6 protein-coding genes are annotated in these 6,911 nt (G+C 71.0%); 1 reads left to right on the plus strand and 5 read right to left on the minus strand.

Features of this window, described 5'->3' with window-relative positions; genetic code table 11:
- Nucleotides 1-24: 24 nt before the first annotated feature.
- Both KUF83_RS36225 and argB read right to left on the minus strand, forming a co-directional pair.
- Complete coding sequence (locus tag KUF83_RS36225) at nucleotides 25-1,242, minus strand: acetylornithine transaminase (protein WP_308403299.1); 1,218 nt, start codon at nucleotides 1,240-1,242, stop codon at nucleotides 25-27.
- Nucleotides 1,239-2,156 (minus strand): acetylglutamate kinase, encoded by a 918-nt coding sequence (gene argB / locus KUF83_RS36230; RefSeq protein WP_217459305.1) that lies wholly within the window; start codon nucleotides 2,154-2,156, stop codon nucleotides 1,239-1,241. Before argB ends, KUF83_RS36225 begins: the two co-directional genes overlap by 4 nt.
- A gap of 188 nt (nucleotides 2,157-2,344) precedes the next feature.
- Here argB and KUF83_RS36235 point away from each other — a divergent pair, with 188 nt between their 5' ends.
- A complete protein-coding gene (locus tag KUF83_RS36235; RefSeq protein WP_374106233.1) occupies nucleotides 2,345-3,541 on the plus strand; it encodes an RNA-guided endonuclease InsQ/TnpB family protein in 1,197 nt (398 codons plus the stop codon).
- A gap of 30 nt (nucleotides 3,542-3,571) precedes the next feature.
- Here KUF83_RS36235 and argJ read toward each other — a convergent pair whose 3' ends face one another.
- The 3 genes from argJ to KUF83_RS36250 all read right to left on the minus strand — a co-directional run bounded on the left by argJ (nucleotide 3,572) and on the right by KUF83_RS36250 (nucleotide 6,544).
- Nucleotides 3,572-4,723, minus strand: coding sequence for a bifunctional glutamate N-acetyltransferase/amino-acid acetyltransferase ArgJ (argJ, locus tag KUF83_RS36240; protein ID WP_217459297.1), 1,152 nt, complete (start codon nucleotides 4,721-4,723; stop codon nucleotides 3,572-3,574).
- Between the two features lie 88 nt (nucleotides 4,724-4,811).
- A complete protein-coding gene (argC, locus tag KUF83_RS36245; RefSeq protein ID WP_217459298.1) occupies nucleotides 4,812-5,840 on the minus strand; it encodes an N-acetyl-gamma-glutamyl-phosphate reductase in 1,029 nt (342 codons plus the stop codon).
- Nucleotides 5,841-6,052: 212 nt separating this feature from the next.
- Nucleotides 6,053-6,544: an ATP-binding protein gene (locus tag KUF83_RS36250; protein WP_217459299.1), complete on the minus strand. Its 492-nt coding sequence runs from the start codon at nucleotides 6,542-6,544 to the stop codon at nucleotides 6,053-6,055.
- Nucleotides 6,545-6,911 lie beyond the last annotated feature (367 nt).

A 6,911-nucleotide genomic window follows, 5' to 3' on the forward strand; every position in this document is an offset into this window, starting at 1 on the left:
CTGACCGGGGCGCACACCCGGCACTTAGGGGCAAACAGCGGCAAGTACGCCCGGAATCCGGTCGAGGAACATACCGACGTCCTGGTCCGAGAGGATCAGTGGCGGAGCCAGCCGGATGACATGGGGCGTGGCCGCGTTCACCAGAAGGCCCGCTTCCTGGGCGGCCTGCTGGAACTGGGGCGCGACGTCCTCGCTCAGCACGATGCCCAGGAGGAGGCCGGCTCCCCGCACCTGCCGGACCAGGGGATGGCCCAGGTCCTCGATGCCGCGCCGCAGCAGCTCGCCCGTCCGCTTCACCTGCTCGAGCAGTCCGCCGTCGGCGATGGCCGCCAGCACGGCGAGGGCGCCGGCGCAGACCACCGGGTTGCCGCTGAACGTCGAGCCGTGGGTGCCGGGCGCGAGCAGGTCCGCCGCCGCACCGAACGCGAGAGCCGCTCCGATGGGCAGGCCGCCGCCCAGCCCCTTGGCCAGCGTGACGACATCGGCCTCGACGCCCTCCGCCTGGGCCGCGAACCAGTGGCCGGTGCGCCCGATCCCCGTCTGCACCTCGTCGAGGACCAGCAGGGTCCCGGTCGCGGCCGTGATGGCGCGGGCCGCCGTGAGGTAGCCGGGGGGCGGGGTCACCACACCCGCCTCGCCCTGGAGGGGTTCGAGGATCACCAGGGCCGTCTCCTCGGTGACGGCGGCGCGCAGCGCGGCGGTGTCTCCGTAGGGGACGAAGGTGACGTCACCGGGCAGGGGGTGGAACGGGGCGCGCTTGGCGAGCTGGCCGGTCAGGGAGAGGGCGCCCATCGTGCGGCCGTGGAAACCTTGGTGGGCGGCGACCATGTGGGTGCGCCCGGTGAGCCGGCCGATCTTGAAGGCGGCCTCGTTGGCCTCGGCGCCGGAGTTGGCGAAGTACACGCGGCCGCCCGTGCGGCCGGTCAGGTCCAGCAGCCGCTCGGCGAGCGCCACGGTCGGTTCCGCGATGAAGAAGTTGGAGACGTGCCCCAGCGCCCCGATCTGGTGCGAGACGGCCTGCACCACCGCGGGATGGGCGTGGCCCAGGGAGTTGACCGCGATGCCGCCCAGCAGGTCGAGGTACTCCCGGCCTCCGGCGTCCCACACCCGGGTGCCCTTGCCGCGGACCAGGGGAAGACGCGGGGTGCCGAAGTTGTCCATCATCGCGCCCTGCCACCGGCGGGTCAGGCCGTCGTTGCCGTCGTGGCCGTCGTTGCCGTCGTGGCCGTCGTGGCCGTTCACGCGGCCGCGCCCTCGTCCGCCGGGTCGGGCACGACCATCGTGCCGATGCCCTCGTTGGTGAAGATCTCCAGCAGGACCGAGTGCCGTACCCGGCCGTCGATCACCCTGGCGCTGCGCACGCCGTTGCTGACGGCGTGCAGGCAGCCCTTCATCTTGGGGATCATTCCGCTGGCCAGCTCGGGCAGCAGGGCCTCCAGTTCCGCCGCGGTGAGGCGGGAGATGACGTCCTCGCTGTGGGGCCAGTCACGGTAGAGCCCTTCGACGTCCGTGAGGATCATCAGGACTTCCGCGTCGAGCGCCGCCGCGAGACCCGCCGCGGCGGTGTCGGCGTTGACGTTGTAGACGCCGCCGTCGCCCTCGTCGGTGCTGCGCGCGATCGAGGAGATGACGGGTATGCGGCCGTTGTCCAGGAGGGCCTGGACGACACCGGGGTCGATGCCGGTGATGTCGCCGACGCGGCCGATGTCCACGCGTTCACCGTCGATCTCGGCGTAGGCCCGGCCGGCGGTCATCAGGCGGGCGTCCTCGCCGGTCATCCCGACGGCATGCGGACCGTGCCGGTTGAGGAGGCCGACCAGTTCCCTCTGGACCTGTCCGGCCAGCACCATGCGCACCACGTCCATGGTTTCGTCGGTGGTCACCCGCAGTCCCGCGGTGAAGTGGGACTCGAGCCCGAGCCGGTCCAGCTGCTTGTTGATCTGCGGGCCGCCGCCGTGCACCACGACGGGTCTGAGGCCCGCGTGGTGCAGGAAGAGGATGTCCTCGGCGAAGGCGGCCTTGAGCTTGTCGTCGACCATGGCGTTGCCGCCGAACTTGATGACGACGGTCTTGCCCCGGTGGCGTGCGAGCCACGGCAGTGCCTCGACGAGGGCGTCGGCCTTGGGAAGCGCCGTGTGCTTGCGCGCGGCGGCCATCCCGGTGGGAGTGAGGGGGGTCATCACGGTCATCGGATATCTCCGTGGATACCCCGGCCTTCAGGCCGGGGAAGAATCGGACTCCTGCGGAGCAGGGCAGGGAACTGGGATTCGCCGCCGGGGCGAATCCCAGTTCCCTGGCTCGCAGATGTGGACTTGACCAGAAGTGGCGCTAGCTTGTGAGCGTGATCGCGAAGCGTGGGAAGCGGGCGTTCAAGTACCGCTTCTATCCGACGGATGCGCAGGCGGCTGAGCTGTCGCACACCTTCGGATGCGTGCGGAAGGTCTACAACCTGGCCCTCGACGCCCGCACTCAGGCCTGGACCCGGCAGGAGCGGGTCAACTACAACCAGACCTCCGCCATGCTGACCGCGTGGAAGAAGACCGAGGAACTCGCCTACCTGAGCGAGGTGTCGTCGGTTCCGCTCCAGCAGGCGCTGCGGCACCTGCAGGTGGCGTTCACCAACTTCTTCGGCAAGCGGGCGAAGTACCCGCACTTCAAGTCGAAGAAGAAGTCCCGCAAGAGCGCGGAGTACACCACCAGCGGTTTCCGCTTCCGCGAAGGCAGGCTGACCCTCGCCAAAATGGCCGGGCCGCTGGACATCGTGTGGTCCAGGCCGCTCCCGGAGGGCGTCACGCCGTCCACGGTGACCGTGTCCCAGGACGCGGCTGGGCGCTGGTTCGTGTCCCTCCTCATCGAGGACCCGGCCATCCAGGCGCTGCCCGCCACCACTACGGCGGTCGGCATCGACCTGGGGATCACGTCCCTGGCGACGCTCTCCACCGGCGAGAAGATCACCAACCCCAAGCACGAGCGCAAGGACCGGGCCCGGCTCGCCAGGGCCCAGCGGGAACTGTCCCGCAAGGCCAGAGGCGACGGCGCCAACCGGGCCAGGGCCCGCCGTACGGTCGCCCGTGTCCATGCCCGGATCGCCGACCGGCGCCGGGACTTCCTCCACAAGCTGACCACCCGGCTCGTCCGTGAGAACCAAACGGTCGTGATCGAGGACCTCACCGTCCGCAACATGGTCAGAAACCACCCGCTCGCCCGCGCCATCAGTGATGCGGCGTGGAGTGACATGCGGATGATGCTGGAGTACAAAACCGCCTGGTACGGGCGGGAACTCGTGGTCGTCGACCGCTTCTTCCCCAGCTCGAAACTGTGCGGTGCCTGCGGCACACTCCGGTCGAAGCTGCCGCTCAACGTCCGTACGTGGATGTGTGAGTGCGGCGCGGTCCATGACCGGGACGTGAACGCGGCGAAGAACATTCTGGCCGCCGGGCTGGCGGTGTCTGTCTGTGGAGCCGGTGTAAGACCTCAACGGGAGTCCTCCCGGACGGGGCAGTCGGTGGTGAAGCAGAAACCCCCACGGCGCGAGCCGTAGGAACCCCCCTCATTCACGAGGGGGAGCAAGTCAAGAGGAGTACTCGCTGTTCTCGTGGACGTACTCGGCGGTGAGGTCGTTGGCCCAGATCACGGCGGAGGCGGAGCCGGCTGCGAGGTCGACGGTGATGACGACCTCCCGGCCGCGCATGTCGACCTTCGCCCGGTCCTCCCCGATGGAGCCGTTCCGGCAGACCCGGACGCCGTTGATGGCGACGTCCAGTTGGTCGGGATCGAAGGCGGCCCGCGTGGTGCCGACGGCGGACAGGACACGGCCCCAGTTGGCGTCCTCGCCGTGGACGGCGCACTTGAGAAGGTTGTTGCGGGCGACGGCCCGGCCCACCTCGACCGCGTCCGCCTCGCTGGCGGCGTGCACGACCTCGATGCGGATGTCCTTGCTGGAGCCTTCGGCGTCGCCGATGAGCTGCCGGGCGAGGTCCTCGCAGACGCCGCGTACGGCTGCCGCGAACTCGTCGTCGTCCGGAGTGATCCCCGCGGCGCCCGAGGCGAGCAGGAACACGCTGTCGTTGGTGGACATGCAGCCGTCGGAGTCGACGCGGTCGAAGGTCAGGCGGGTGGCGTCGCGCAGGACCGAGTCCAGCCGCGGCGCGTCGATGACGGCGTCGGTGGTGAGGACGACGAGCATCGTGGCCAGCCCGGGGGCCAGCATGCCCGCGCCCTTGGCCATGCCGCCGACGGTCCAGCCGGGTCCGTCGTAGAGGCTGGTCTTGTGCACGGTGTCGGTGGTCTTGATCGCGACGGCGGCCTTCTCGCCGCCCTGCGCGGACAGTTCGCGCACCGCCCGCTCGACGCCGGGCAGCAGCTTGTCCATGGGGAGGGGCACGCCGATCAGCCCGGTGGAGGCGACCGCGACCTCGTGGGCGGGAACGCCCAGGGCGCGGGAGGCCGTCTCCACCGTGGTGAGGGTGTCCTGGTAGCCCTGCGGGCCGGTGCAGGCGTTGGCGCCGCCGGAGTTCAGGACGACCGCGGAGACCTGCCCTGATCCGAGGACCTGTTGTGACCATCGGACGGGAGCGGCTCTGACCCGGTTGGAGGTGAAGACGGCCGCGGCGTCGTGGCGTGGCCCGTTGTTGACCACGAGGGCCACGTCCGGGCTGCCGTCCGCCTTGAGGCCGGCGGCCGTCCCGGCCGCCGTGAATCCCTGTGCTGCTGTGACGCTCACTGCATCTCCTCGTTCGCTTCTCCGTCCGCGCGGTACAAGAGCGCGGCGCTGGTCGTGTGCTGCGGCGGCCGGTCTGTAGGTGCGTCGTTCACGGTGAGATCCCGATGGTGGAAAGTCCGGTCGTTTCGGGAAGGCCGAGGGCGATGTTCATGCTCTGGATCGCGCCGCCGGCCGTTCCCTTGGTGAGGTTGTCGATCGCGCTGATCGCGATGAGCCGCTGGGCGCTCTCGTCGAGAGCGACCTGGACCTGGGCGGCGTTGGACCCGTACACCGATGCTGTTGCCGGCCACTGCCCCTCGGGCAGCAGGCGGACGAAGGGCTCCTGGGCGTACGCCTTGTCGTACGCGGCGCGTACGTCGTCGGCGGTGACTCCGGCCCTGGCCCGGGCGCTGCAGGTGGCGAGAATTCCGCGGGCCATCGGGGCGAGGGTCGGGGTGAAGGAGACGGTGACGCGCTCCCCCGCCGCCGCGCTGAGATTCTGGATCATCTCGGGCGTGTGCCGGTGGCCGCCGCCGACGCCGTAGGGGCTCATCGAGCCCATCACCTCGCTGCCCAGCAGGCTCGCCTTGAGCGTCCTGCCGGCGCCGGAGGTGCCGGAGGCGGCGGTGATCACCGCGTCGGTGTCGGCGAGGCCGGCGGCGTAGGCGGGAAACAGCGCCAGGGACACGGCGGTCGGGTAGCAGCCCGGTACGGCGATGCGGGTGGCGGCCTTCAGGGCGGTGCGGTGGCCGGGCAGTTCGGGCAGGCCGTAGGGCCAGGTCCCGGCGTGCGGCGAGCCGTAGAACCGCTCCCAGTCGGCGGCGTCGGCCAGCCGGAAGTCCGCGCCCATGTCCACCACCAGGACGTCCTCGTCCAGTTGCGCGGCGACAGCGGCCGAGTGGCCGTGCGGCAGGGCGAGGAAGACAACGTCGTGGCCGCGCAGTACCTCGGTGGTGGTGGGTTCCAGGAGCCGGCCGGCCAGCGGGCCCAGCTGCGGCTGGAGCCCGCCGAGCCTCTGGCCGGCGTTGGTGTTGCCGGTGAGCGCGCCGATCTCCACCGCGGGATGTCCCAGCAGCAGGCGCAGCACCTCACCGCCCGCGTATCCGCTCGCTCCTGCCACTGCAGCCCGCACTGTCATGTTCCCCTCCTGGTCGGCGACGGCATGAATCTCCATCAGCCGGGAGCCACCCACAACCCGATGAGTCATGTGCATGACAATTCAACAGAGGGTCTGCGTCCGATTCCCCGGCCACTCCCCCGTGACCTGTGCGTTCGGCGGCCTGCCCCCGTCACCCCGTGCGGCCGGAATCCGTGATCCCGGCCCGGCGGGACATCCCCGAACAGCCCCGCTCACCCGAGCGTCCCGCCTCCGAAGAGGGCCTCGATGTGCTCGAACCCCTCCGCCCGAAGACCGGGAGTGGCATCGAGGGCCTGGACGTACTGCGCGCGAACGGCCTCCTCGGCGAGCTGGAGGAAGGGGGGACGCCGTGCGTTGCGGTCCAGACACAGGCGCAGCGGAGTGGTCATGACCAGCGCCACCGCGGGGACGTCGTACCGCTCGGCGATCGCGAGCAGCTTGGTGCGCAGCGCGACATCGGTGTGGTCGGCGTCGACCACCGTCGTCAGGCGACGCGCCAGCCGGCTCTCGACCACGGTGCCCAGCGCGTACACGGCTTCGTCGGTCGCGTCCTGGTGCAGCACGTCCTCGCTGACGAGTTCACGGAAGGTGTCCAGTTCCAGCACGCTCTCGGGCGGCCAGGCGGCGGCCGTGGTGCTCTTGCCGCTGCCTGCTGCGCCCAGCAGCACGACGAGGACCGGAGAGGGGAAAACAGTGTCGGGCACAGCGTCTCCTTGCGGATGCGGGACCGCGCGTCCGGGGCGTCGCGCGGCAGACCTCTCCCCGTCGCCGGCCTCCCCCTCGCGCATGATGCGACGACCGGCGCCCCTGCGAGCCGGCGACGGCGCCGGGACGACAGGTCCTGCGGCGGGATACAGGATCCGGGCGGGCGCCCGAACCGGCGTCAGCACGGTTGTACCGCACTGTCCCTCGGAACCGCAGTGGCCAACTCCCGCGGCCGGCGCGCCTGGCGCGAACTCGATCCCGCCCCGCGGTGCCGTCACCGGGCAGACGCTCCCCCTCCCCCGTGGCGCGGCAGCGGCCCCCGGGCAGGCACCCGGCCCCGCCCGGCCGTGCCCCGCCCGCCTGCCC

It is taken from the genome of Streptomyces sp. BV286, assembly GCF_019090165.1.
In the GTDB taxonomy this organism is placed as follows: Bacteria; Actinomycetota; Actinomycetes; order Streptomycetales; family Streptomycetaceae; genus Streptomyces.